The sequence below is a fragment of the Moritella yayanosii genome, assembly GCF_900465055.1.
In the GTDB taxonomy this organism is placed as follows: Bacteria; Pseudomonadota; Gammaproteobacteria; order Enterobacterales; family Moritellaceae; genus Moritella; species Moritella yayanosii.
On record NZ_LS483250.1, the window covers coordinates 1,455,462 to 1,480,707 of the forward strand.

General features: G+C 41.0%; 20 protein-coding genes and 5 tRNA genes. 17 read left to right on the top strand and 8 right to left on the bottom strand.

Features of this window, described 5'->3' with window-relative positions; translation table 11 throughout:
- Positions 1-46 precede the first annotated feature (46 nt).
- Positions 47-2,041: an excinuclease ABC subunit UvrB gene (uvrB, locus tag MORIYA_RS06610; RefSeq protein ID WP_112713742.1), complete on the bottom strand. Its 1,995-nt coding sequence runs from the start codon at positions 2,039-2,041 to the stop codon at positions 47-49.
- A gap of 697 nt (positions 2,042-2,738) precedes the next feature.
- On the opposite strand from uvrB, the gene MORIYA_RS06615 reads away from it, so the two are divergent.
- The 13 genes from MORIYA_RS06615 (at position 2,739) to nth (ending at position 12,320) form a co-directional block, all read left to right on the top strand.
- Positions 2,739-2,814: transfer RNA gene (locus tag MORIYA_RS06615), tRNA-Asn, on the top strand.
- Positions 2,815-2,946: 132 nt separating this feature from the next.
- A tRNA-Asn gene (locus MORIYA_RS06620) sits at positions 2,947-3,022 on the top strand.
- A gap of 90 nt (positions 3,023-3,112) precedes the next feature.
- Positions 3,113-3,188: transfer RNA gene (locus tag MORIYA_RS06625), tRNA-Asn, on the top strand.
- A gap of 105 nt (positions 3,189-3,293) precedes the next feature.
- Positions 3,294-3,369: transfer RNA gene (locus MORIYA_RS06630), tRNA-Asn, on the top strand.
- A gap of 105 nt (positions 3,370-3,474) precedes the next feature.
- Positions 3,475-3,550: transfer RNA gene (locus MORIYA_RS06635), tRNA-Asn, on the top strand.
- Between the two features lie 238 nt (positions 3,551-3,788).
- On the top strand, positions 3,789-5,648 hold the full coding sequence (locus MORIYA_RS06640) for an EAL domain-containing protein (RefSeq protein ID WP_112713744.1): 1,860 nt from the start codon (positions 3,789-3,791) through the stop codon (positions 5,646-5,648).
- A 138-nt stretch (positions 5,649-5,786) separates the two neighbouring features.
- Entirely contained in the window at positions 5,787-6,368 is a 582-nt protein-coding gene (rsxA, locus tag MORIYA_RS06645) for an electron transport complex subunit RsxA (RefSeq protein ID WP_112713746.1), read from the top strand.
- Positions 6,369-6,380: 12 nt separating this feature from the next.
- Positions 6,381-6,929, top strand: a complete 549-nt coding sequence (gene rsxB / locus MORIYA_RS06650) for an electron transport complex subunit RsxB (RefSeq protein WP_112713748.1) — start codon at positions 6,381-6,383, stop codon at positions 6,927-6,929.
- Positions 6,930-6,934: 5 nt separating this feature from the next.
- Positions 6,935-9,154 carry an electron transport complex subunit RsxC gene (gene rsxC / locus MORIYA_RS06655; RefSeq protein WP_112713750.1) on the top strand — a complete coding sequence of 740 codons (2,220 nt, stop codon included), beginning with the start codon at positions 6,935-6,937 and terminating at the stop codon, positions 9,152-9,154.
- Position 9,155: 1 nt separating this feature from the next.
- Positions 9,156-10,205: an electron transport complex subunit RsxD gene (rsxD, locus tag MORIYA_RS06660; protein ID WP_112713752.1), complete on the top strand. Its 1,050-nt coding sequence runs from the start codon at positions 9,156-9,158 to the stop codon at positions 10,203-10,205.
- A gap of 9 nt (positions 10,206-10,214) precedes the next feature.
- Positions 10,215-10,850 carry an electron transport complex subunit RsxG gene (gene rsxG, locus MORIYA_RS06665; RefSeq protein WP_112713754.1) on the top strand — a complete coding sequence of 212 codons (636 nt, stop codon included), beginning with the start codon at positions 10,215-10,217 and terminating at the stop codon, positions 10,848-10,850.
- Complete coding sequence (locus tag MORIYA_RS06670; protein WP_112713756.1) at positions 10,847-11,533, top strand: electron transport complex subunit E; 687 nt, start codon at positions 10,847-10,849, stop codon at positions 11,531-11,533. Before rsxG ends, MORIYA_RS06670 begins: the two co-directional genes overlap by 4 nt.
- 145 nt (positions 11,534-11,678) lie before the next feature.
- The gene (gene nth, locus MORIYA_RS06675) at positions 11,679-12,320 is read left to right on the top strand and encodes an endonuclease III (RefSeq protein ID WP_112713758.1); all 642 of its coding nucleotides are present in this window, start codon (positions 11,679-11,681) and stop codon (positions 12,318-12,320) included.
- A gap of 141 nt (positions 12,321-12,461) precedes the next feature.
- Here nth and MORIYA_RS06680 read toward each other — a convergent pair whose 3' ends face one another.
- The 3 genes from MORIYA_RS06680 to MORIYA_RS06690 form a co-directional block, all read right to left on the bottom strand.
- Entirely contained in the window at positions 12,462-13,028 is a 567-nt protein-coding gene (locus MORIYA_RS06680; protein ID WP_112713760.1) for an acetate uptake transporter, read from the bottom strand.
- A gap of 466 nt (positions 13,029-13,494) precedes the next feature.
- Positions 13,495-13,935: a lactoylglutathione lyase gene (gloA, locus tag MORIYA_RS06685; RefSeq protein WP_112713762.1), complete on the bottom strand. Its 441-nt coding sequence runs from the start codon at positions 13,933-13,935 to the stop codon at positions 13,495-13,497.
- A gap of 27 nt (positions 13,936-13,962) precedes the next feature.
- Positions 13,963-14,844 carry a flagellar protein MotY gene (locus MORIYA_RS06690; RefSeq protein WP_112713764.1) on the bottom strand — a complete coding sequence of 294 codons (882 nt, stop codon included), beginning with the start codon at positions 14,842-14,844 and terminating at the stop codon, positions 13,963-13,965.
- Between the two features lie 239 nt (positions 14,845-15,083).
- Here MORIYA_RS06690 and rnt point away from each other — a divergent pair, with 239 nt between their 5' ends.
- Positions 15,084-15,785: a ribonuclease T gene (gene rnt, locus MORIYA_RS06695; protein ID WP_112713766.1), complete on the top strand. Its 702-nt coding sequence runs from the start codon at positions 15,084-15,086 to the stop codon at positions 15,783-15,785.
- Between the two features lie 103 nt (positions 15,786-15,888).
- Here rnt and MORIYA_RS06700 read toward each other — a convergent pair whose 3' ends face one another.
- Positions 15,889-16,347, bottom strand: coding sequence for a hypothetical protein (locus MORIYA_RS06700; protein ID WP_112713768.1), 459 nt, complete (start codon positions 16,345-16,347; stop codon positions 15,889-15,891).
- 433 nt (positions 16,348-16,780) lie between these two features.
- On the opposite strand from MORIYA_RS06700, the gene MORIYA_RS06705 reads away from it, so the two are divergent.
- Entirely contained in the window at positions 16,781-18,106 is a 1,326-nt protein-coding gene (locus MORIYA_RS06705) for a Na+/H+ antiporter family protein (protein WP_112713770.1), read from the top strand.
- Between the two features lie 142 nt (positions 18,107-18,248).
- On the opposite strand, the gene grxD is transcribed toward MORIYA_RS06705, so the two are convergent.
- Entirely contained in the window at positions 18,249-18,575 is a 327-nt protein-coding gene (grxD, locus tag MORIYA_RS06710; RefSeq protein WP_112713772.1) for a Grx4 family monothiol glutaredoxin, read from the bottom strand.
- A 328-nt stretch (positions 18,576-18,903) separates the two neighbouring features.
- Here grxD and MORIYA_RS06715 point away from each other — a divergent pair, with 328 nt between their 5' ends.
- Positions 18,904-19,488, top strand: a complete 585-nt coding sequence (locus MORIYA_RS06715) for a superoxide dismutase (protein WP_112713774.1) — start codon at positions 18,904-18,906, stop codon at positions 19,486-19,488.
- 318 nt (positions 19,489-19,806) lie between these two features.
- On the opposite strand, the gene recR is transcribed toward MORIYA_RS06715, so the two are convergent.
- Positions 19,807-20,409, bottom strand: coding sequence for a recombination mediator RecR (recR, locus tag MORIYA_RS06720; protein ID WP_112713776.1), 603 nt, complete (start codon positions 20,407-20,409; stop codon positions 19,807-19,809).
- Positions 20,410-20,787: 378 nt separating this feature from the next.
- Between recR and dhaR the strand changes: the two genes are divergently transcribed.
- Positions 20,788-22,713 (top strand): dihydroxyacetone kinase operon transcriptional regulator DhaR, encoded by a 1,926-nt coding sequence (dhaR, locus tag MORIYA_RS06725; protein WP_232011544.1) that lies wholly within the window; start codon positions 20,788-20,790, stop codon positions 22,711-22,713.
- A 74-nt stretch (positions 22,714-22,787) separates the two neighbouring features.
- Here the strand turns inward: dhaR and ptsP are convergent, their stop codons facing one another.
- Positions 22,788-25,241: a phosphoenolpyruvate--protein phosphotransferase gene (gene ptsP, locus MORIYA_RS06730; protein ID WP_112713780.1), complete on the bottom strand. Its 2,454-nt coding sequence runs from the start codon at positions 25,239-25,241 to the stop codon at positions 22,788-22,790.
- Positions 25,242-25,246 lie beyond the last annotated feature (5 nt).

Genomic DNA, 25,246 nt, shown 5'->3' on the forward strand with positions numbered 1-25,246 from the left:
TATATGTTTTACATATTGCAGTCATTATTGAAACGTCTGTGTACCGTTATTGAATTAATTGCTCACGCAGTTTAGCCACTTTATCACGGGTTTCACCGGCTTTTTCAAATTCTAGATCTTGTGCATACTTATACATTTGCTCTTCTAAGCGTACGATCTCTTTACTCAGTGCTGCAGGCGTAAACATCGCATACGTCGCTTTTTGCTCAGCAATAAACATCATTTGTTGCTCTGGTGTTCTACCTATATTTAAGGCATCTCCGACCTTTTTCTTTAATCCTTTTGGTGTAATGCCATGCTTCACGTTATGCTCATGTTGCAAAGCACGGCGCCGATCGGTTTCACTGATGGCTTTAGCCATCGCTTTGGTGATACGATTAGCATATAAGATAGCTTTACCTTCTAAGTTACGCGCCGCACGACCAATAGTCTGGATCAACGAACGCTCAGAACGTAAGAAACCTTCTTTATCAGCATCCAAGATAGCGACCAAAGAAACCTCTGGAATATCGAGACCTTCACGCAGCAAGTTAATCCCAACCAGTACATCAAATACACCTAAACGTAGGTCGCGAATAATTTCCACACGTTCAACGGTATCAATGTCGGAGTGCAGATAGCGAACCTTAACGCCATGATCGGCGAGGTATTCTGCTAAATCTTCAGACATACGCTTAGTTAACGTCGTCGCCAGTACCCTTTCACCTTTCGCCACTCGAATATTAATTTCACTGAGCAGATCATCAACTTGCGTATCAACAGGACGCACTTCAATGATTGGATCTAATAATCCTGTCGGTCGTACGAGTTGTTGAACAATCTCACCTTCACAGCGATCCAGCTCGTATTGACTTGGTGTTGCAGATACATACAAGGTTTGTGGTGCAATGGATTCAAACTCTTCAAACTTAAGCGGTCTGTTATCTAAGGCAGATGGTAAACGAAAACCAAACTCAACCAGCGTTTCTTTACGTGAGCGGTCACCTTTATACATAGCCCCAATTTGTGGCACGGTAACGTGAGACTCATCAATGACCAATATGCCATCATCAGGTAAATAGTCTAATAAGGTCGGAGGCGCATCACCTGGTACACGCCCTGATAAATAGCGAGAGTAATTTTCAATTCCCGAGCAGTAACCAAGCTCTTGCATCATCTCAATATCAAACTGCACGCGTTGACTGATCCGCTGTTCTTCAATTAATTTATTCGCTGATAATAGTTGTTTCTTACGCTCTGACAATTCCACCTTAATGTGTTCAATTGCAGATAAGATCTTTTCTCTTGGGGTAACATAGTGAGTCTTAGGATAAATAGTCGCCCGCTCTACTGTTTTTTCAACCGCACCCGTTAACGGATCAAAATAGCTGATACGTTCAATTTCATCATCAAACATTTCAATACGCACTGCGTGTTTATCTGATTCAGCTGGATAGATATCAATAACCTCACCACGAACACGGAAGGTAGAACGTTTAAAATCCATATCGTTGCGGATATATTGCAACTCAGCTAAACGACGAATAATACTACGCTGGCTAATTATCTCACCAACAGACACATGCAACATCATTTTTAGATACGACTTAGGATCACCCAAACCGTAAATAGCAGACACCGATGCAATTAAGATAACATCACGACGCTCTAATAATGCTTTAGTTGCTGACAGACGCATTTGTTCAATATGTGCATTGACTGCCGCATCTTTCTCAATAAAGGTGTCTGTACTTGGTACGTACGCTTCTGGTTGATAATAATCGTAGTAAGAAACAAAATACTCAACCGCATTATTAGGGAAAAAACCTTTCATCTCAGCATAGAGCTGTGCGGCAAGCGTTTTGTTGGGTGCCATAATCAAGGTAGGACGATTTAATTGCGCAATCATATTCGCGACAGTGTAGGTTTTACCCGAACCTGTTACGCCTAATAAAGTTTGACAGGCAACACCAGCATTAAAACTATCGACCAGCTTTTCAATCGCTTGAGGCTGATCACCACTCGGGGTATATTCAGAACATAAATCGAATAAAATCGTCATTATTTAAGATCACAACTCGGTTTTTAAATTTATATATTCCCCATAATACCAATTTACGCTTAGCGCGCCATAACAATTACCTCTACTCGTTTATAGTTTAAATAAACAAGTCGAAGCCAAGCTTTAAACAACAGCGAAAAGCAATATGTCAAGCTGTTACCAACAGTTTTATAAAATAGATTTTTTATGGTTATTTTTGATACAAGCATTTAAAGTGATTACTTACCACAGTTTAAATTCTAATTATAATATAAGTAACCAATTGATTTAAAACAAATATACAGGAATTTAACGGCTGAAATACAACAATTATAAATATCAACTGTTACTCGTTTTTCACTTTTACAGATTTAATCAACAGAGTTACCCACAGATTCAGTGGATAACTCAATAAAAACTGTCATATTCACAGGCCTTACTACAAAAGAAGACATATAGTTGTGTATTAAATGAAAATCCTCATATAATGAGAAGTCAAAAAAAAATTTAACCTCATACTACGAGTATGACGCCAATATTTAACGGCTTGCCGTATAAATCAACTGTTTACTTAAGCTACGCTATCAGTATTTCTTAGCCAGCATCGTTCAGTTATTCTACAAAAAAAACGCAAATAACAGTTTTGACCGTTTTATCATTGACAGTAGAATCATCTAACCTTAATATTCGCCCCGTCTTCGAAACAAAGACAAGTAATTCCCCTTTAGTTCAGTTGGTAGAACGGTGGACTGTTAATCCATATGTCGCTAGTTCAAGTCTAGCAAGGGGAGCCATATTTTCTTTCTTTACAGAGAAAGTAACAGTTAGTGATTTATTACCCTGTATTAACCTACACAGTAATCATCATTAATTGGCTTCACTAGAAGCACATAACTTATTAGCTTCAATAGAAGCAAACGAATAATTCCCCTTTAGTTCAGTTGGTAGAACGGTGGACTGTTAATCCATATGTCGCTAGTTCAAGTCTAGCAAGGGGAGCCACATTTTCTTTCTTTACAGAGAAAGTAACAGTTAGTGATTTATTACATAATGTACATCATTAGTTGGCTTCAATAGAAGCACACGAATAATTCCCCTTTAGTTCAGTTGGTAGAACGGTGGACTGTTAATCCATATGTCGCTAGTTCAAGTCTAGCAAGGGGAGCCATATTTTCTTTCTTTACAGAGAAAGTAACAGTTAGTGATTTATTACCCTGTATTAACCTACACAGTAATCATCATTAATTGGCTTCACTAGAAGCACACGAATAATTCCCCTTTAGTTCAGTTGGTAGAACGGTGGACTGTTAATCCATATGTCGCTAGTTCAAGTCTAGCAAGGGGAGCCACATTTTCTTTCTTTACAGAGAAAGTAACAGTTAGTGATTTATTACCCTGTATTAATTTACACCGTAAGCATCATTAGTTGGCTTCACTAGAAGCACACGAATAATTCCCCTTTAGTTCAGTTGGTAGAACGGTGGACTGTTAATCCATATGTCGCTAGTTCAAGTCTAGCAAGGGGAGCCACTTTCTTTATCTAATAATATACTCCTGTATTGTCATACACTTAAAACAATTCATTAATACCTTTCGATTAAATATACATTTCTAGTTAAACTCGTACTCCCACTAAAGTAGGGTTTCCTTATCAAATCGTGTCCTCTATCCCATATTCTTTATCAAAGCCCTGCTATGCATAGTTTTATTGATCTAAACAGGTTAGTCTAGCCTATCAGGGATGTAACATATTATAGGGATAATGAAAATGACGGATTATTTTCGCTGCAACCTTTTCCTCACATTTGTTTTTTTATGCATGTTGTTCAGTGCGTTAGGTTTTAGCTACCAATCATTAAACTCATCATTAGCGGTCCAAGGCAGTGCTATTAATTATGCACTAAGTCAAAAGATAACTGTCGATTCAATTACTGATGATAATACTAAGTTACTTACAGACCGCCTCGCGTTAAGCCAATTATTCATTCAAACAGAATCGATATCATCAAGTTGGGAATCAAATATCAACTATCCTACTCTGATCCAACTTATTTTTCCGCAGTTAGCTAAACAGTTTTCGGGGGCGACAGACTTATTCAGTTATAAATTTAAGTTAAAGTTCAGTGAAAAAGATAACGCCGTTATTCAATTATTAAGCACTTTTATCATTTCACTCTGTATCGCCTATTTATTATGCCTCGCATCCGTTAAGCGATTATTAATTAATGTCGAAAAAAACATCCTGCACGAAATCGGTAATACCATAAAACCAAAGCACCAATCTTTTCCGGCGGTCACTCGTCTTCTTGCTCAGCATAAAGCCGAACATCGTAACAAATTACAAGGTCAGCACGATAAGATCGAAGCATTATCAAAACAAATCCACATGGATAATTTAACTGGTTTATACAATCGGTTTTTTTTTCGTGGCGAGCTTGTGGATTTTTTATCAGCGAAAAAGCAATCTCAATCTGCCATTCTAGCATTAGTTCGAGCGACAGCGCTGGGACATATCAATAAGCATAGAGGCTTTCAACTCGGTGATGTCTATCTTAAAGATATATCGAATATGCTAAAGCAATGTACAAAACGCTACCCAGACAGCCAACTATATCGTGTCTCAGGTCCTGATTTTGCCATTCTTATACCTAATATGACTGCCGCTATCGCACATAAACTGGCAAGAGAGATCAAAGCAAATTTAGATGAATATCAATCACTGCATGAACTAGAAAATGTCGCTTACATTGGCATTACAACGATTCATTCAGGCCATCAACCGGAACAAGTGCTTGCTCGTGCAGATACGGCCTTAGCCAAAGCACAACTTGAAGGGCCAAACCATTGGGCTTTTCAGCAACAAGATAGCCAGCAGGATAATCAAGGCCAAATTTATTGGAAAGAAGTCATTGAAGAGGTCATCAATAAACGCAGTCTGATGTTGCTCAGTCAACCTGTACAACCAATTCATCGCAATATGAAAAATTATCAAGAAATATATACCCGTTTTATTGGTCGTAATAATGCAGTACTGCCAACTCACACCTTGTTTGCTATGGCGCAACGTTTGGATTACACCGTAAAATTAGACCAAATCATTATTGAAAATATTATCAGTAATAGTCGAACTCAAATGGATGGCAACAGTCATTGGGGGGTTAACCTGACGTATAATTCCGTACAAAGTAGCGCATTTATTGTTTGGTTAGAACGCTTATTATTACGTGAGCCGAATATTGCCGCCAACCTAGTGTTTGAAATAGATGAAGTGGTATTAGATAGAAATATTGTCTCCAGTAAACGCGCCATGGGTATGTTACGTCGTGTTGGCAGTCGCTTTGCAATTAGCAAATTTGGTCACGGTATTCGCTCTTTCAAATTATTTAAAGAACTAAAACCAAATTATATAAAAATAGACAGTAGCTTGATCCAATCAATTACGAATGATAACGCCAGTCAACAATTTTTACGCATGATCGTCGATGTCGCACACCGCATGAGCTGCCAAGTCATTGCTGAAGGTGTTGAAGAGTTAGCGCAAAAACAATTACTGGAATCTATGTATGTCGACGGTCTCCAAGGTTATCTCATCGCCAAACCTGCTCCATTGAGCAAAATAGCCAGTTAAATCCTAAAAACCCTAGATAACGTAAGGCGACTAATTGATTATTAGCCTTTTTACGTTATCAATTTAGTTCTTTTCTATTGTAACAATGATACAGATACCCGATAATATGGCCTCCCATAGTAACTGTATTACTTCATCATGACTGAATATCTCTTATTGCTAGTAAGCACTGTTCTTGTAAACAACTTTGTGCTCGTTAAATTCTTGGGTTTATGCCCGTTTATGGGTGTATCGAGCAAATTAGAAAGTGCAATAGGCATGTCGTTTGCGACAACGTTTGTATTGACCATTGCGGCAATGTCTTCATACCTTGTTGAAACCTATATTTTAACGCCGCTCGGCTTAGAATACCTTCGAACACTTAGTTTCATTTTGGTGATTGCTGTTGTTGTACAGTTTACTGAAATGGTCGTACATAAAACCAGCCCGACGCTTTATCGTTTATTAGGTATTTTCTTGCCCCTTATCACGACTAACTGTGCGGTACTCGGTGTTGCTTTATTAAATATTAATGAAAAACATAACTTTATCGAAAGTGCAGTATATGGTTTTGGTGCGGCAGTTGGCTTCTCGTTAGTACTAATCTTATTTGCTGCTATGCGTGAACGTATCGCAGCTGCAGATGTCCCGGCCCCTTTTAAGGGTACTTCAATCGCTATGATCACAGCAGGTCTTATGTCGCTTGCATTCATGGGTTTCACGGGATTGGTTAAACTTTAACTATTGATAACTATGACTACTATTCTCATTGCAATTATTACCCTTGTTATTCTCGCCGCTTTGTTTGGGCTCGGGCTCGGCTGGGCTGCTATTCGTTTCAAAGTTGAAGGTAACCCTGTCGTTGAACAGATTGATGCTGAGTTACCACAAACACAATGTGGCCAATGTGGCTATCCAGGCTGCAAGCCTTATGCAACAGCCGTCGCTAACGGTGAAGAAGTTAACTTATGTGTACCCGGTGGCGCTGATACCGTTGAAAAACTTGCCGATATTATGGGTGTTGAAGTTAAACCAATCGCAGAACAGGAACACGACGCCAGTATTAAACTGGTCGCACGTATTATTGAAGAAGACTGCATTGGTTGCACTAAATGTATTCAAGCCTGCCCTGTTGACGCAATAGCTGGGGCGACACGTGCTATGCACACTGTGATTGTTGATTCCTGTACCGGGTGTAAGTTATGCGTAGCACCCTGTCCTACCGATTGTATCGTGATGGAACCAGTACAAGCTGCCTGGAAATGGCAGTTAGATTCTATCCCAGTCGTCAATATTAAGTAGGTTACATGATGTCATTAATCGAACAAATCAAAAATGGTAAACTGTGGCGCTATCTTGGTGGTGTACACCCGAAAGAAAACAAAACTCAGTCTACAAGTTTAGCGATCACCACTGCGAGTATTCCTAAACATCTTATTATTCCGGTTAAACAACATATAGGCCAAGGCGGTCAAGTCATTGTTGCATCAGGCGATCGTGTATTAAAGGGTCAGCCTCTAACGGCATCAGACTCATTTATGACAGTACCGGTCCACGCGCCGACATCCGGTACGATTGAACACATTGCCCAATACCCAAGCACCCATCCATCTGTGACACCAGCAATTGCTATTAAACTTGTATGCGATCAAGAAGATCAAGCAATACCACCACAACCCGCGTTAGATTATAAACAGTTATCAACATCTGAATTACAGCAACACATTAGCCAAGCGGGTGTGGCCGGAATGGGCGGTGCAGGTTTTCCTACTGCCGTTAAACTCAACGATAGACAGCCAATTGAATTTTTATTAATCAATGCCGCAGAATGTGAACCTTATATCACCTCTGATGATGTATTAATGCGTGAACGTGCTGACGATATCATTCAGGGTATTGAGATATTGCGTCACATGATCAAACCTACACTTTGTGTTATTGGTATTGAAGATAATAAACCCGATGCCGCACAAGCGTTAGAGACTGCGATCAAAACGCTTAACCTCAGTGATGACATTATTGTACGTAAGGTGCCGACAAAATACCCTAACGGCGGTGAAAAACAGTTAATTCAGATGTTAACAGGTAAAGAGATAAGTAAAGGTCAAATCCCTGCGCAATCTGGTATCGTGATGCAAAACGTGGGGACTGTCTATGCGGTTAAACAAGCAATTATAGATCGCCAACCACTATTAAGTCGTATCGTGACTTTAACCGGTAAAGCATTTCCGCAACCGCGTAATGTACAGGCGTTAATCGGAACACCTATCAGTGCCTTGTTAAGTGAATTCGAATGTGATGAAACTAAAGCGGCAGCAATAATTTATGGCGGTCCGATGATGGGCTTTACCTTGCCTCATACGCAGTTTTCATTAACTAAAACCGGTAATTGTATTTTAACGCCAGTCAAAGATGAAATCCCGCAAGTAAGAGAAGCGGATGCTTGTATTCGTTGTGGTGAATGTTCTGAAGTCTGCCCCGTCGATTTATTACCACAGCAATTACATTGGTATAGCCAAGCCAAGGATGTGAAAAAACTAAACGATTACAATTTGATGGACTGTATTGAATGCGGAGCCTGCAGTTATGTTTGTCCCAGTCAAATACCGCTGGTACATCAATACCGTATTGCCAAAGTTGAAGTTCGTGCAAATGATGCCGAACTTGCCGCTGCTGCGATCGCTAAAGAACGTTTTGAAAAACGTAATGAACGCTTAGCATTAGAAAAAGCGCAACGTGAACAGCGTCAAAAAGAAGCAGCAGAAAAACGCCGTGCCGCAGCAACAGCAACAACGGGTGAAGATCCCGTGAAAGCGGCAATGGATCGAATCAAAAAATCGAAAGCTGCTGAACAAACGCCAGCTAATGGTCAAGTAAGCAAAGGTTCAGCGGTTGCTGACGCTATTGCTCGCGCGAAAGCCAAGAAAGCGGCTGCCGCATCTACTGATACTGCGGTTCCAGATACTCCTTTGCCAAATAATGCCGCGGTCATTGCTGAACGTAAAGCGAGAAAAGCAGCGGCAAAAGCCAAACGCGAAGCCGAAGGTTCAGAACCAGTACCAACAGCAACGAGTCCCGCTATCGAAGCGAAAAAAGCCGCGGTGGCCGAGGCTATTGCTCGTGCTAAAGCCAAAAAAGCGGCTGCTCAGTCACCTCAAAGTGAAACAACGGAAACTGCAACTGACACATCTGCGCCTGCTATCGATGCTAAGAAAGCCGCCGTTGCTGCTGCAATCGCTCGCGCTAAAGCCAAAAAGGCTGCAGCACAGTCACCTCAAAGTGAAGCAACGGAAACTGCAACTGATACACCAGCACCTGCTATCGATGTCAAGAAAGCCGCCGTTGCTGCTGCAATCGCTCGTGCTAAAGCCAAAAAGGCTGCAGTTAAAGAAACACAATCTACGCAAGAGAAAACAACTGAAGTAGCAGACTCAGCGGCCCCTGCCGTCGATAACAAAAAAGCAGCTATTGCCGCGGCGATAGCAAAAGCGAAAGCAAAAAAACTAGCCCAACTTGGTGACAAATAACATGGCATTTAGATTAGCAAGCTCTCCCCATAATCACAGTGGTAGTAGCACCAGTAACCTGATGCGTACCGTTATTTTAGCGACAATCCCAGGCATTGCCGCACAATGGTATTTTTTTGGTGCCGGTAACCTTATCCATATTGTTTTAGCTTGCCTAGCTGCAATTATTACTGAAGCGGTATTTCTTAAGATACGTAAACAACCCATACTCAATCGTGTGCAAGATAACAGCGCCTTATTAACAGGCTTGTTGATCGGTATTTCAATACCCGGCTTTGCCCCTTGGTGGATCAGTGTCATGGGTGCCGTATTTGCGATTGGTATTGCAAAGCAGCTTTATGGAGGCTTAGGTCAAAACATCTTTAATCCTGCCATGGTCGCTTATGTGATGTTGCTTGTATCATTTCCACTGCAAATGACAACGTGGCCACCAGTAAGTGAAATAACAGGTTATGAATTATCATTATGGGATATCTTTAATGTTATTTTTGCAGGCGTGACCTTAGACGGTCATACCGCACATCAGTTGATGCAAAATATTGACGGTATCACGATGGCAACCCCGCTTGATACCTTAAAGACTGGTCTGGCGATGGGTCATACGGTTAGCGAGATCCAAGCCCAAGAACAATTCAGTTGGTTATCAGGTTTAGGCTGGGAATGGATTAATTTAGCCTTCCTCGCTGGCGGTGTTTATTTACTCAGTAAGCGTGCGATCCTGTGGTATATCCCAGTCGGCTTATTAGGTGGGTTATTTGTAATTAGCTTCATTGGTTTCCTATGGGATCCTGATTCGGTAGGTTCGCCAATCTTCCATCTGTTCTCTGGTGCAACCATGTTAGGCGCATTCTTTATTGCCACCGACCCTGTATCAGCATCAACAACACCAAAAGGTCGACTCATCTTCGGCGCATTAATTGGTGTATTAGTTTATGCCATTCGAACTTGGGGCGGTTATCCTGATGCCATGGCGTTTGCAGTATTACTCGCTAACATGTGCGTACCGTTAATAGATTATTACACTCAACCCCGTGTTTACGGTCATAAATAGGAGATCACCATGTTCGTATCAATGAAAAAAAATGGTGTAATACTCGCCTTATTTGCCCTTGCTTGTACCTCGGTCGTGGCAATCACAAATGCGGTAACGAAAGACCGTATTGTAGAACAAGAGCAAATCCAATTACTGAAAATTATTAATCAATTATTACCTGAAGATGGTCATGACAATAATATTTTCCAAAGCTGTAAATTAATGACCAATGAAGCGTTGCTTGGTACATCTGAACCTCAACGTATTTTCACTGCCACCAAGAATAATGAAATCGTTGGTTACGCCATTGAAGGTATTGCACCAAAAGGCTATAGCGGTAATATTAAACTTGTTGTTGGTATTGATACCGTCGGAAAAGTAACGGGTGTACGCATTCTGGGCCACAATGAAACACCAGGTTTGGGTGACAAAGTAGAATACCGCAAGTCTAACTGGTTAGACGACTTTGTTGACCAGACACTCACAGAAGAGAATGCTCACACTTGGGCCGTGACTAAAGATGGCGGTGATTTTGATTCCTTTACTGGTGCCACTATTACACCTAGAGCCGTTGTGAGTTCAGTGAAAGATATCCTCACTTTTTATCAGTCCGCGCAATTTTCAGACTTAACAAGCGCGGCTTCTTGTTGGAGTAAATCATGAGCCAATATCGCGATATAATCTATCAAGGGTTATGGAAAAATAACCCCGGTTTAGTACAAGTATTAGGCCTTTGTCCCCTACTTGCCGTAACAGCAACCGTCACCAATGCGATGGGTTTAGGCTTCGCAACCTTGTTAGTACTTGTGGCATCGAATACGACAATATCTCTGATACGTGAATACGTACCGAAAGAGATCCGTATTCCTATTTTTGTCATGATCATTGCTTCATTTGTAACCACAATACAGTTATTAATGAATGCCTACGTTTATGAACTATATCAATCGCTTGGTATTTTCATTCCGCTGATCGTAACCAACTGTATTATTATTGGTCGTGCTGAAGCATTTGCATCACGTAACAAAGTCTTACCCTCTGCGGCTGATGGTTTGTTTATGGGTCTGGGTTTTGCCAGCGTATTAATTGTACTAGGCGCCATTCGTGAAGTATTAGGTCAAGGTACACTCTTTGACGGCATGGATTTACTGTTAGGTGACTGGGCAAGTGTGTTGCGTATTGAAGTATTTCATGCGGATACTAACTTCTTGTTAGCTATTCTAGCACCGGGGGCATTCATCGGTATGGGCTTCTTAATTGCCATGAAACATGCCATTGATGAACAGCTAGATAAACGCCGTAAAGCACAGCCTGTTAGTGAATCTGATCCAGTTTCAGATACTTAATCAACAGCAAATTAATCAATACAAACAGTCATCAAAACAACTTAAGCCATACTGATTTATGATGATCAGTATGGCTTTTTATACCAATTTCATTAAATAAGTGATTACGATTTATTGTCATTGATATCATATATAGGGTCAAGATATGAACAAGGATAAACGCCGTATTATTTTAGAGCGTCTGCGTGATAATAATCCCCATCCTGAAACTGAGTTAAACTTCTCCTCAGCATTTGAACTACTGGTTGCAGTAACGCTGTCAGCCCAGGCTACAGATGTGAGTGTAAATAAAGCGACTAATAAACTTTTCCCTGTGGCAAATACGCCACAAGCGATCTTTGACTTAGGTGTTGAAGGGCTAAAAACCTATATCAAAACGATTGGCTTATACAACACTAAAGCCAGCAACGTCATTAAAGCCTGTCAGATCTTATTAGAGAAACACAATGGCATTGTGCCCGAGGATCTGGATGCTTTAGTGGAACTACCCGGAGTGGGCAGAAAAACCGCAAATGTGGTATTAAACACAGCATTTGGTTGGCCGACAATCGCTGTTGATACGCATATCTTCCGCGTTTCAAACCGCACTAAATTAGCCATGGGTAAAAACGTTGATCAAGTAGAAGCAAAACTACTGAAAGTGGTGCCAGCCGAATTTAAAGTCGATGTCCACCACTGGCTAATTTTACTCGGTCGTTATACCTGTATCGCCCGAAAACCACGCTGTGGCTCTTGTCTGATTGAGGATCTGTGTGAATACAAAGACAAAATATACCCTGAAGAGTAGTTTGAGTCTTAATAAGAACAGTTTGGGTATGCATACACTGCATTAACGACAAAAGCCGCGTTCAAGTCATTGAACGCGGCTTTTTACTATTTATAATTTAGTGCTGTTTTATTTACCTGTGACTTAACACAGGCTTAGCTATTAGTTAAAAACAGGTTTACCCACTGGCATAATTTCACGACCGTATTCGCCGTTCAGTATTTGCGCCATACTGAAGTACATCGCGCTTAAGCCACAGAAAATACCTACATAACCTGCGATCACACCAATAACTGCACTACCACTAAAGTCACGAGCAGCTAAAAGGAAAAATAATGCGGTTAGAGAAGCAAATACGATTTGTTTTGCACGCGGATAACGTAAAGAACCAACAAATAAACCTGCAGTAAATAAGCCCCACAACAATAGATACCAGCCCATAAAGCCAGCAGGACTCGCCGCTACACCCATTTTAGGCATCAAGGTCAGAGCAACTAATGTTAACCAGAAAAAACCATAAGAAATAAAGGCTGTGGTTCCAAATGTATCTCCACGTTTATAACATAATATCCCCGCGATAACTTGACTAATACCACCGTAAAACATACCCATTGCAAGGATCATAGAATCCATAGGGAAAAAACCCGCATTATGGATATTTAATAAAACGGTAGTCATACCGAAGCCCATTAGGCCTAACGGTGCTGGATTAGCTAATTGTGTCGACATTAATATAAAACCTGTGGAATATAAGAAGCGACGATTGTAGATTAATAGCTCTAACAGAGCAATTGAATGCAGTTTAAAATATCGCTGGAATAATACAAACGACTATTTAAAGATTGTTAAAATATTAAACACCACGCATTAATTATTAACAAAAACAACCACGAAAAATGCAACCCACTGTTATATATCGATTTAATCTAAGCTCGTTATTTTCAATTAATATTAAAAGTTGGCTCAATTAAACTGTAAAAATAATTTAAAAAAAGTTATATTTTATTTTTACAGTTATTACTTTTAAATATAATGAATTGTAGTTGTATATTTATAGGTTATATAAAATGCGTTCTTATACATTACGAATCTAGGATTGTTAATATATATAACTTTATCTTATATTGATAAAATAGCGAGCGTAATTGAATAACGAGGTTATTTATTGAATAGTTGATACACTGTAACCTCAGCGTTACCACTCACCAATATTTTGCATCGATGCCCAAGGTTCTTGAGGTGCTAATTTGTCGCCTTTTTGTAATAACTCGATAGAAATACCGTCCGGTGAACGGATAAATGCCATATAGCCATCACGTGGGGAACGATTGATAATAACGCCTGCAGCCTGTAACTCTGCGCATGTTGCATAGATATCTTCGACTTCATAAGCAAGGTGACCGAAGTTACGACCACCTTCATATTCTTCTTCATCCCAGTTATAAGTAAGCTCAAGCGTGGGACGAGAAGTCTGTTTCGCTTGTTCAGCATCGCCTGGCGCGGCTAAAAAGATGAGCGAAAAGCGTGCGGCTTCATAATCATTGCGTTTAACTTCGATTAAACCAAGTTTATTACAGTAAAAATCTAATGATGCTTCTAAGTTTTTAACACGAACCATAGTATGTAAAAATTGCATAACACGTCCTAGTACAACTGAGTGATATTAAAGAATAGGTTGTCCTAATGATATCACAACGCGTTGATTTTTTTGTCGGTCAATAATATTACTATTCGATGCTATTTGGCTTTTCTCGCCATAACCATTGGTTTGTATTTGTAGGTTTTTAAGGCCATTGTCTAAAAAATATTGCTTAATATTCTCGGCACGTAGCGAGGATCTTTCTAAGTTTTGTAACTCATCACCATAACTACCAGTATAACTATCCACAACCACAACATTAATATCCGGGCTATATTGTAAGAATTCGGTAATCATCGCTAGCCGTTGCTGACTCCGCTGTGTTAATTCATCACTTGCAGCATTAAAATCAAGTACTGAATAAGCAATATCATCCAAGCTGTATGGGAGTAAATTACTGACACACTCTAAAAATTCTTGATATTTATTTTGAAAATTAACTGAAGACAGCCCAACGCTAATAAATTCACCGCCGCGATACCAGTCTCGAAAATAAAATGTTGGATAATCACCCGAATCTAACGAGTCAAGCATACGCCAAGCGGGTTGCTCACTGACATAACCCGAAAATTGGCGATATAATTTTACATCGGCAAGATCTTTCGCTGCACTGCCCGGCTTCCAGTTTGGCGGTACCGAACGTAACGACGCCATTTCAGCTTGTGCAGGCAAACGTTTCATGTCTAATTCAAAATCAAGATTGATGAGCTTGGATGCACGACTAGTGAAGATGGCTTGACCGTAACGAGGAATATCATGCTTCAGACTACATTGCACAGGCGTAGAACGACTATTTTCCCATTGAGAAAATTCATAATTAGCGGCATAGTTTTTCATGCCAGCTGAAGCACTCGTTGAACCGAAAGCCACAAGTAAAGCAATTATAAAATGTTGGCAGTTATTCATACGGTTCAAAATCCTGTTTCTTCGGAGCCTATATTAACTTATCGGTATTGAATTAAATAACTTGAGGCCCTTTTCTAAAAAAAATTAAGCATCTCTCAAAATACCGAAGAAAGTAAAGCCCCTTAATGTCATTCCCTGTTGATTATGCCGACAACTAACAATAAAATCGCAAAGTTGATTAGAGGACATGCGATTATTATGGCATAATCCCAAGCAAGTCAACACTAATAAATGATCACATGAGCACAACTGAAAAATCAGCTTTTAGCCAACGATTCCGTGGCTACTTCCCTGTTGTTATCGATATTGAAACAGCCGGATTTAATGCACATACAGATGCTATATTAGAGATCGCTGCTTCTATTCTTGAAATGGATGATGATGGTTATCTTAAAATCTCGCATACTTTACACTTTAACGTTGAGCCGTTTGAAGGGGCAAATTTAGAACAAGCGGCCTTAGACTTTACCGGTATCGACCCGACCAATCCACTACGTGGTGCTGTACCTGAACGCGAAGCGATCACCGAGATCTATAAAGCTGTTCGTAAAGGCTTGAAGGATACAGGTTGTCACCGTGCAATAATGGTGGCACACAATGCAGCTTTCGATCATGGTTTTTTAAGTGCCGCATCGAATAGAGAAAAGATTAAACGTAATCCTTTCCACCCTTTTGCTACATTTGATACCACCACACTGGCGGGTTTAGCGGTTGGTCAAACCGTTCTTGCTAAAGCATGTGTGGCTGCTGGTATTCCTTTTGATCATAAACAGGCGCATTCAGCTAAATATGATACAGAGCAAACCGCAGCGCTATTTTGTTACATCGTAAACAAATGGAAAGACATGGGCGGTTGGCCACTGGCAGTCCCTGAAGAAGAAAAAGAAGAGGAGGAAGCAGAAGTTGTAAGTGACAGTGCATCAAGCACTGACACTGAATAAGCAATTATGCCCCTGCGTAATGAATAATATGGATGTAATAACTCTCGAGTTAAGCACTCAGTTCTAACGCGTAAAGGGGCAAAATCTCTGTGTTTTTTTAATACTAGAACTTGCCTTCAATTCCGATGATTGTCGTATCGGTTTCACTTTCATAATGAAAATGTAGTACTGTCGCACCATAGCTTATACCAGCAATACAACCTAAAAGATTGGCCACCATATCATTTTTACTGAATTCATTACCCTCTTGCCCTGCATCATAAGTTTCCTTTAGTGCACCAACGGATAAGCCAACTAACATGGTTTGCCACCAACTTTCTGTATACATCATAGTGGTACCGCAAATAACCGTCTCCGCAATAAAATGTTGCTGTTTATCATTTTCCACACTCTCGGCTCTGACAGATAAAGAAAAGCACATCATTAAAAGTAACAGTACATATCGACGTAGACTCGACATCGATGTTGGCCATAAATGACGTTCAATATAGGAAGGGAAATAAGTTTTACAGTATGTTTTGAGTACATTACTATTTATTATTACTTTAGCTAAATGGATCATGAGTTTTTAAGCGCCATAACAAATCTAGCAATGTCACCTAAGCAAACTTGACTCGAACTCGAACCGTCCCACAGTATAAACCTGATAACGTTAGATTTATATTGTAACTATCGATTTACATTATAACTAAAACCGACCAATGAAAGGTTTAAATGCTAAATTAAATTAATATAAAGCATCCGTGCGCCACGTATCCACCACAGAGCAGTGTAAAACTCTAAGCAGATAAGGCAATGCTAGCAGTCAAAACTCAGTTCGCAACAAATACCCCATACAAAAATTAGCCTTTGTTGGTTAAAATTATTAACGCTAAACTGCAACATTCACTAAACCTGCATAATTACCCATAAATAGACTTAAAATTCACTTATCTTATTCTTCATAGTTTTATATACTACAAGTAATGAAATTATTAACATTGGAAAGTAGATAAATGAATCCCGTAGTTATCGCGGTGCTCACTATGTTAATCCTCAGTTTTATGCGGATTAATGTGGTTGTAGCACTCACAATTAGTGCCTTTTTAGGTGGTTTAATTGGTGGTTTACCTTTAGAAGAAGTTATTTCGGCGTTTGACTCAGGTTTAGGTGGTGGTGCGTCAATTGCATTAAACTATGCCATGTTAGGTGCATTTGCAGTTGCAATCTCAAAGTCTGGTATTACAGACTTACTCGCAGCAAAAATTGTTAGCCGTCTAGGTAAGGCCGGCTCTCAACGCCAAATTAACGGCTTTAAATATGGTCTACTATTTACCTTACTGCTCGTTGCCATCTCATCACAGAACGTTATCCCTGTTCATATCGCTTTCATTCCGTTACTTATTCCACCACTACTTGGTGTGATGAATAAATTAAAACTAGATCGCCGTGCAGTTGCTTGTGTGATCACGTTTGGTCTAACTGCGACCTATATGTTCCTGCCTATCGGTTTTGGTGGTATCTTCTTACACAATATTCTGCTGAAGAATCTAAATGATAATGGCGCAAATGTTGTCGCTGAACAATTACCAACCGCAATGGCACTACCTGTTTTAGGCATGGTCATTGGTTTAATTATTGCGGTGACATTTAGCTACCGTAAACCTCGAGAATATTTTGTTGAAAGCGAATTAACTGCTAAAGAATACAAACCAGTTGAATTTAACCCTCGCCACATCATGGTGGCTATGGTAGCAATTGTTGCAGCGTTGGGCCTGCAGTTAACTTATGATTCAATCATTCTTGGTGCACTAACAGGTTTCATTATCTTTACACTAGGTGGTGTGATCAAGTTCCATGAAACACAAGATATGTTTACCCGCGGTGTACATATGATGGCAATGATTGGTTTCATTATGATCGCAGCATCCGGTTTTGCTGAAGTAATGAAAGCAACCAGCGGTGTTGACTCATTAGTTAATTCGATTAGCGGTGTCATTGGTGATAATAAAGGTCTGGCTGCATTATTAATGCTAGTGACAGGTTTATTAATAACGATGGGGATTGGCTCGTCTTTCTCTACGATCCCAATTCTAGCAACTATCTATGTACCACTTGCTTTGCAGTTTGGTTTCTCACCACTGGCAACTGCTTCACTTGTTGGTACTGCAGCGGCGCTTGGTGATGCCGGTTCACCCGCGTCTGACTCCACGTTAGGTCCAACGTCTGGTCTAAATGTTGATGGTCAACACGATCACATTCGTGATTCAGTAATTCCGACATTCATCCACTATAACATCCCACTTCTTATCTTTGGTTGGATAGCAGCCGTTACGCTATAAAATCTTAAACAGTACCGAAACTAAATATCGGTACTGTTTACTGTTAAAATAGTCGATGGTTTAAATCGCAGATACAGAAAAGGGTTATAAGCGATTAATAATCGCTTATAACCCTTTTCTAACTATTATTAATTAACGACAGTTATTCAGCTTTCGCTTTTGCAGCTGCAGCGATTAGTGGCTGTAGTTCACCTTGTTGGGACATTTCCATGATGATATCACAACCGCCAACAAGCTCGCCGTCAACCCACAGTTGCGGGAATGTAGGCCAGTTTGCGTATTTAGGTAGCTCAGCACGGATGTCTGGGTTTAGTAGAATATCAACGTAGGCAAATTGCTCACCACAATTGATTACAGCTTGTGATGCTTGTGAAGAAAAACCACAGCTAGGCAGTTTTGGCGATCCTTTCATGTATAGGATGATTGAGTTTTCAGCTAGTTGCTGTTTGATTTTATCTAAAGTTTCCATTGTGTCCTCACAAATCTTAGCGTTTACATCTATTGTAGTTATAATTATTTAAACTCTAACCATAGAATGCATTATATAAATACATATTTAGTCCGTCATTTTATGCTAATTATAGCTCGGTTAACACCGTTATTTTGTAGGGTTATTTTGTTTTATATTTAGTCTAATTGTTAATAAATCACTTCGCTAGTTACAATTTATTCATTGGACAGTACAATTCCGCGCAAATACTTGAATATATTCAACACTAGCGTTAATATTCATCCCATAATTAAATCAATAATGAGCAATGGATAGCTTTTAGCTATCAATAAATAAGGAAATACCTATGAGTATTACATTACCAGCTTTACCGTACGCACAAGATGCACTTGAACCACATATCTCTGCTGAGACTCTTTCTTTCCACTACGGCAAACACCACAATACTTACGTAGTTAAGCTTAACGGTCTAATCGAAGGTACACCTTTTGCTGAAAAAACGTTAGAAGAAATCGTTAAATCTTCTACAGGTCCAATGTTCAATAACGCAGCACAAGTATGGAACCACACGTTCTACTGGAACAGCCTTACTCCAAATGCAAAAGGCCAACCAGAAGGCGCTTTAGCTGACGCTATCAACGCTAAATTCGGTTCTTTCGAAGCATTCCAAACTGCATTCAACGACAAAGCAGTAAACAACTTCGGTTCAAGCTGGACTTGGTTAGTTAAAAACACTGAAGGCGAATTAGAAATCGTTAACACTTCTAACGCTGGTACGCCTCTCACTGAAGCTGGTGTTACGCCACTAATCACCGTTGATCTATGGGAACACGCTTACTACATTGATTACCGTAACCTACGTCCTAGCTACCTTAAAGGTTTCTGGGCACTCGCTAACTGGGATTTCGCTGCCGCTAACTTCGCAGCTTAATTAACCTGTTAGTTTTAGGTTAGCCTTGGGCTGATCTTAGGTTAGAAAACATAAAAACCGATAATGAGAGTTATCGGTTTTTTATTAAGCTAGTATTACTAATACTAAATTGTTATGCTCCATCTCATTAAATTAAATTAAATTAATGACAAGGATGTTATTATTTATTTTTCAAGACCGAGGTCATTATGAATTTTAGTAATACATTTAAAGCATTATTGACATTATCTATCCCAACAACATTAATGTTTACAGTCCTCTACTTATCAATCAACTAAGCTCTCAGCTTATCCATCTACTAAGTTAATTCTTTGATCTTTAGTTAATTAGTTGTCTACCAAGTAATGAATGGGACAGGGTCGCTCCATCTACATATTCTAATTCACCACCCACAGGTACACCATGCGCAATACGGCTTGCTTTCACGCCATATTCTTGTGCTATTTCAGCAATATAATACGCAGTAGCCTCACCTTCCACGGTTGGATTAGTCGCCAGAATAAGCTCTTCATAATCACCTGATGCTAATAACTCAGCCAGTTTATCTAAGCCAATTTCATCCGGCCCAATACCATCTAATGGCGATAAATGACCCATCAACACAAAATATTGACCACTAAATTGATTAGTTTGTTCAATTGCAGCCACATCCGCAGGTCCTTCAACTACACATAATATTCTCTCAACTTGACGCTTAGGATTTGCACAGATAGCACAAATATCTAATTCAGTCAGGGTATTACATTGTTGGCAATGACCAATCTTAGTCATCGCCTCTTCTAAAGAATGCGCTAAAGAAACGGCATCGTCACGCTTACGCTCTAATATGTGAAACGCAATGCGTTGTGCTGACTTAGGTCCTACACCCGGTAAAATCTGTAGATCATTAATCAATTGATCTAGCAAAGGACTGAACTTCATTTATAACTCCAAAAAGAAATCCAGCACCCGCTGGGTTTCACATCTATTTTGAGCGCAATATTACATTAAATCTGATACTTTGACATTTGTTTTTGTCTCCCATTTAGACGACAAGAGTTATACCTTGATCCTGTGTAGGAAGCAGTGCTGATGATAGGTACTTTTAATCCACGATGAAATACCGTAAATTTCTGTAAAAAAAATACATCCCTTGATCTAGCATTAAGACTCGCGTTAGATTTTAGTGAATACTAATATATAAAAACATCAATAATTTCATATTGATACACCTTGTCACCATTAGATGCTGGATAGGTCGGACATTTCTGAATATTCGACTGATTTACAGACATTTTCACCCATTATATTATGACAAAAATGATAGAATTAACGAAAGAAAGTGCGCATACTTGCTGGGAATTTTTCCAAAAACATCGCTGGGTTTCAGCAGAGTTTACCTTATCTCCCATCCTAGACTCCTGGAAACGCTGCATCCGCCAGACTTCCCCTTATGAATGGCATAAACCCAACGTTGCTTCGGGTAGTACGCTAAACTCATTCATTCAGCGTAGCGCTGAGATTATTGCTATCGCAGAAACCGTACTTGAAGATGTCTACCAAATGCTAGATCCTAGAACATGTGTGATGCTGGTCACTGATGCGACGGGCTGTACCCTATCAATTCTGGGCAATGACAAAATAATTACCGATTTTAATGATTTGGGATTTAAAAAAGGAGCCTTCTGGACCGAAGGACGAGTCGGTACAAACGCTGTCAGTCTTAGTCTGCACACGCATGAACCCGCAAGTATTTTTGCTGCCCAACATTTTAATCAGCATCTGCATCAATACTGCACCCATGCGGCACCTGTGTTTAATACCGAAGGACGACTCACGGCCTGTCTGTTACTCATTACTCATGTCGAAAATTATCAACAATCCGATGCAGCCCTGATCGCTTCCTGTGCAAAAGAAACCAGTACATTATTGCAGCTGGAGAGGAATGTATCCGACGCTAATACACTGTTAGGCCAGCGAAATGCGGTACTCGAATGTATGGACGACGGCATAATAGCTTGGGATAAAGATCGACACATTACCCTGATAAACAACCAAGCAGCAAGCACGTTTAATCTCGATAAAGATCGTGTTATCGGCATTCAACTTGAAAAACTTATCTTGCTACCACCGATAATTAAATCAGGTATTCAAGCACGTCGAAAACTGTCCCACTTAGAAATCACCTTTGAATCTCAGGGTAAATTTATCGAAGCGTTGGTCACGTTAAGACCACTGCACGACGGCAGTTTCCTGTTTTTCCTGCATCCGTTAGAAACTATGCGACGCTTTGCACAGCGCCACATCGGTAGCAACGTCGAACTGAGTTTTAATTCGCTGGTCACCAATTCCAAAAAAATGAAAAAAGTTCAGACTATCGCTAAACGGGCTGCTAAAACTAATGAGCCTATCTTGTTAAAAGGTGAAGACGGGGTGGGTAAAAATAAGATCGCACTGGCCATACACCATCTGAGGGATAAAAATAAAGGTCCTTTTATCACCATCAACTGCAAGAGTATCGCGCCGGAGAATATGCTCAAAGAGCTGCTCGGTAGTGATGAGGGTGAAGGTCAGGCATCAAAATTTGAACTGGCCAGCGGGGGCACTATCTACCTGGAACAAATTGAATTTTTATGCACTGAAGTGCAGTCTGCCCTGCTACAAATGTTGAAAACAAATCTGCTCATGCGCGCTAACAGTAGCCGTATGATCCCGATAAATTTTCAGTTGATCTCCTGTACCAGTGCCGACTTAGAACAGTATGTAAATCAGGGTTCATTCCGGCGCCAATTGTATTACGCGATCAGTGCGGTAGAACTCGATATACCTCCGCTGCGACAGCGTAAAGAAGATATCGTTGAACTGATCCAGCGACAGTTAAGACGACTTGAAAAGCGCTACAATACCCGTTTATCTATTAACGATGACGCCCTTGACGTGCTCTATCGTTATTCTTGGCCTGGCAATATTTCAGAACTACAGAATAAGATAGAAAAAATCGTACTTAACCGTAATGACGATATGATCACTACCGACGATCTGCCAAACCAGTTTTTATCCTGTCCTATCGAAAAAGATATGTACGGGACACCTTATGTCCAGAGTCTTGAAGCAATGGAAAAAAAAGCAATCGAGAAAGCGTGTGAAGTGTTCGACGGTCGTATCCACGATATCGCCGAAGCACTGCAGATCAGTCGTACCACACTGTGGCGAAAACTTAAAAAATATAATATTAGTGTGAAGTAGACGCATAACTAATCGTTAAAAAAAGGCATGAAATAAAATCCCATGCCTTTTAACATTAACCTTATTCTATCTGACTAAGCAGGTTGAACCTGAAAATTCTCCCGTGATTCATGATAATTAATTCTTCTAACCTTGGCTTTCAACGCCGGAATCATACTTGCACTAGCACTTAGTTTAGTCACACCCAAACGAAGTAACAGTTCGGTCATTTCATTATCTCCCGCCATTTCACCACACATACCAACGGGTATATTGGCTTTCTTACCAGCGTTGCAGGTCATTGTGATAGCATTAATCACTGCCGGTTGTTTATAGTCAACTAACTCAGCTACCGCCGGATTACCTCGATCAGCCGCCATTACGTACTGGGTCAAATCATTGGTACCAATAGAGAAGAAATCGGCTTCCAGCGCTAATTCATCCGCATTAAATACCGCAGCTGGTACTTCAATCATAATGCCGACCGCCAACGGATATTCTTCTTCAGGCAAGTCTAGCTCTTCCCGACAGATTGAAATTAGGGCTTTAACCGCCCTGAGTTCTGACGGTAGCGCGATCATCGGGATCATCAACTGAATATTCGTATACTCTGCTGCGGCTCTGAGCACAGCTTTCAACTGGTCCTTAAACAGTTTATCATCCGCCAGACATAGTCGTACCCCACGCAGACCAAGAAAAGGATTATCTTCCTCGATCATCGGATACGACAGTAACGGTTTATCTCCGCCGACATCCAGGCTGCGAATAGTCAACGGAAGGCCCCCCAGAGCTGCGGCAATATCGCGATAAACGGTATATTGCTCGTCCTCTGACGGCAGCTCAGCATGGGACTGGAACATAAACTCAGTCCGCAGCAGGCCGACACCTTCAGCGCCCGCATCAAGCGCAGCAGAAACATCCTCTAATCCGCCAATATTCGCCATGATATTAAATCGATGACCATCCGTAGTAATCGCTGGCTCTTGCGCTGCCAACAATTGATGATTAGCCTGATCAAGCCAAGTTTGACGGCGGTCGTCTAGCTCCTGTTGTTTGTCTTCCGTCGGCGTCAACCATAATAAACCACTAAAACCGTCAACCGTCACCACCTGACCAGGTTCAACAAGCTCCAGACAGTTTTCAACCCGGATTATGGCTGGAATGCCCATCGCTCTGGCAAGAATCGAACTGTGTGATGTTTTACCTCCGCCACTTAAACAGATCGCCAATACCTTTTCAGGATCTAACTGGGCAGTATCCGATGGTAACAGATCCTTTGCCAACAACACGGATGGTTGAGTAAGTTCAATTCTACCGCCCTGACCGTTACCACATAATTGCAGCATAACCTGCCGAGCAATATCCTTTACATCAGCCTCACGCTCACGCATATAAGCACTTTCTAATGAACGGTATTGCTCAGCCATAGCTGTTGTCGTGTCTAACCAGGCCTGCTCTGCAATCATATGTTGTCCGATCCGCAGCCTGACATCCGCAAGTAACTCGGGATCGTCCAGCATGAGCATGTGGGCTTTAAATATCTCCGCATGTTCCTTGCCCAGAGTTAGCTCAGTATCGCTGGCCTGCTGCACGAGTTGCTCGGTCACTTTCTGGATCGCATTATCTAACCGGGCATTCTCCACCTTAGTCGATTCAAAACTACGCTCAGGAACCGCAGGCATCACCGCGTCAAAATGTACCACAGGCCCCGTCACAATACCGGCACACACAGCCAGTCCACTCAACGCCCCTTCCACCTTGTCCTGCGGTGGTGCAATACTTGGACTTGAAGTCTCATTCATTGGCGATGCATCATGCTCTATCGATTCACCAAAGTGGCTATTGGCTAGGCGGATAAATTCAGCAACGGCCAAGTCAGCTTCGACCCCCGAGGCATACAGACAGATCTCATCACCACACTGCACATTAAGTTTTGCAATCGCATTCAAGCTCTTCGCATTCGCTCGCTCGCTCTGCCTTTCCAGTTCAATGGTCGCATCAATAGCAGCCATCGTCGTCACTATCAGTGCGCCCGGCCGAGCATGAATACCATGCGGGTTTTGCACCACCCATGTCGTTGATAACACTTCAGCATCATCCACGGCAGGTACTGGCGTAGCAACGGACACAGGGTCAGGTTCCTCCCCCAAATGGCTCTGTTTACCGGCCAGAGCCCCCATTGCTTCGGCTTTGACTATGTCAATCGGCAAATTAGCCGCGGCGGCAACGGCTGCCGCCATCGCGCCTTCCACAATAGGAGCAGAACAAAGCTGAACAGTTCCAGCTACTTCTGGTGGCAGCAGCTCAATAGCAACCTCGGTACTTAATAGCGCACTACCTAAATCCATTAACACAAGTACGCCACTTTCATCATGAACCTCTTCGATAGCAGACATCACTCGAATGCTATCGGTTCCGATAGGATACTGTTCATCATCAATACCGCCAGCAATAGCAATATTACATTTGCCCTGTGTCATCTGGGTTACCAGTTCAACAATGCCTTCGGCTAATCGTCGACTATGTGAGACAATTACAATACCAACCATTTTAA

Excerpts from the sequence above, each read along its gene's own strand:
- uvrB (WP_112713742.1), bottom strand. The coding sequence starts at position 2,041 with ATGACGATTTTATTCGATTTATGTTCTGAATATACCCCGAGTGGTGAT.
- MORIYA_RS06640 (WP_112713744.1), top strand. The coding sequence starts at position 3,789 with ATGACGGATTATTTTCGCTGCAACCTTTTCCTCACATTTGTTTTTTTA.
- rsxA (WP_112713746.1), top strand. The coding sequence starts at position 5,787 with ATGACTGAATATCTCTTATTGCTAGTAAGCACTGTTCTTGTAAACAAC.
- rsxB (WP_112713748.1), top strand. The coding sequence starts at position 6,381 with ATGACTACTATTCTCATTGCAATTATTACCCTTGTTATTCTCGCCGCT.
- rsxC (WP_112713750.1), top strand. The coding sequence starts at position 6,935 with ATGATGTCATTAATCGAACAAATCAAAAATGGTAAACTGTGGCGCTAT.
- rsxD (WP_112713752.1), top strand. The coding sequence starts at position 9,156 with ATGGCATTTAGATTAGCAAGCTCTCCCCATAATCACAGTGGTAGTAGC.
- rsxG (WP_112713754.1), top strand. The coding sequence starts at position 10,215 with ATGTTCGTATCAATGAAAAAAAATGGTGTAATACTCGCCTTATTTGCC.
- MORIYA_RS06670 (WP_112713756.1), top strand. The coding sequence starts at position 10,847 with ATGAGCCAATATCGCGATATAATCTATCAAGGGTTATGGAAAAATAAC.
- nth (WP_112713758.1), top strand. The coding sequence starts at position 11,679 with ATGAACAAGGATAAACGCCGTATTATTTTAGAGCGTCTGCGTGATAAT.
- MORIYA_RS06680 (WP_112713760.1), bottom strand. The coding sequence starts at position 13,028 with ATGTCGACACAATTAGCTAATCCAGCACCGTTAGGCCTAATGGGCTTC.
- gloA (WP_112713762.1), bottom strand. The coding sequence starts at position 13,935 with ATGCAATTTTTACATACTATGGTTCGTGTTAAAAACTTAGAAGCATCA.
- MORIYA_RS06690 (WP_112713764.1), bottom strand. The coding sequence starts at position 14,844 with ATGAATAACTGCCAACATTTTATAATTGCTTTACTTGTGGCTTTCGGT.
- rnt (WP_112713766.1), top strand. The coding sequence starts at position 15,084 with ATGAGCACAACTGAAAAATCAGCTTTTAGCCAACGATTCCGTGGCTAC.
- MORIYA_RS06700 (WP_112713768.1), bottom strand. The coding sequence starts at position 16,347 with ATGATCCATTTAGCTAAAGTAATAATAAATAGTAATGTACTCAAAACA.
- MORIYA_RS06705 (WP_112713770.1), top strand. The coding sequence starts at position 16,781 with ATGAATCCCGTAGTTATCGCGGTGCTCACTATGTTAATCCTCAGTTTT.
- grxD (WP_112713772.1), bottom strand. The coding sequence starts at position 18,575 with ATGGAAACTTTAGATAAAATCAAACAGCAACTAGCTGAAAACTCAATC.
- MORIYA_RS06715 (WP_112713774.1), top strand. The coding sequence starts at position 18,904 with ATGAGTATTACATTACCAGCTTTACCGTACGCACAAGATGCACTTGAA.
- recR (WP_112713776.1), bottom strand. The coding sequence starts at position 20,409 with ATGAAGTTCAGTCCTTTGCTAGATCAATTGATTAATGATCTACAGATT.
- dhaR (WP_232011544.1), top strand. The coding sequence starts at position 20,788 with ATGATAGAATTAACGAAAGAAAGTGCGCATACTTGCTGGGAATTTTTC.
- ptsP (WP_112713780.1), bottom strand. The coding sequence starts at position 25,241 with ATGGTTGGTATTGTAATTGTCTCACATAGTCGACGATTAGCCGAAGGC.